This is a genomic window from Thioclava atlantica (genome assembly GCF_000737065.1).
Lineage (GTDB): Bacteria > Pseudomonadota > Alphaproteobacteria > Rhodobacterales > Rhodobacteraceae > Thioclava > Thioclava atlantica.
Genome location: NZ_AQRC01000047.1, coordinates 1 through 651, shown reverse-complemented (window position 1 = coordinate 651; position 651 = coordinate 1). Strand labels below are relative to the sequence as shown.

The following is a 651-nucleotide window of genomic DNA, read 5'->3' as shown; positions in this document are numbered from 1 at the left end:
CCGGCGAAGGGGCACAAGACCTATCCCTACCTGCTGCGAGGTCTGCGGGTGGATCGCCCGAACCAAGTCTGGTGCTCGGACATCACCTACCTGCCCATGAGGCGCGGGTTTCTATACCTCGTCGCGATCATGGACTGGCAGACGCGAAAGGTCTTGGCCTGGCGGATCTCGAACACGCTGGAGGCCGACTTCTGCGTCGAAGCGCTGAACGAAGCCGTCCACAAGTTCGGCCCGCCCGAGATCATGAATACCGATCAAGGGTCTCAGTTCACGTCCTTCGCCTGGACGGATCGGCTCCGCCGGTCGGGCGTGCGGATCTCGATGGATGGGAAAGGCCATTCATCGGGCTTACGCCGCGCCACTGGCGCGACGGTCCCTCTTCATCTCGACAACATCTTCATCGAGAGGCTCTGGCGGACCCTGAAATACGAGTGCGTCTACCTGCACGCCTGGGAGACCGGATCAGAGACGAAGGCGGCGATCCGGAAATGGATGACCTTCTACAACCACCAGCGCCCTCACTCAGCCCTCGGCGGCAAACCACCGGCGCTGGTCTATTGGCAGAGAAATGATATCAACCAACCCGATCAGCAGGTGCAACGAGTAGCTTAATTTACGCCAGATCCTGTCCAACGATCGGGGAGTAGCTCA

General features: G+C 60.2%; 1 protein-coding gene. It reads left to right on the top strand.

Annotation, left to right across the window (positions count from 1 at the left end; translation table 11 throughout):
- The coding region (locus tag DW2_RS18885; RefSeq protein ID WP_038149025.1) for an IS3 family transposase at positions 1-612 on the top strand (612 nt) is incomplete at its 5' end.
- Positions 613-651 lie beyond the last annotated feature (39 nt).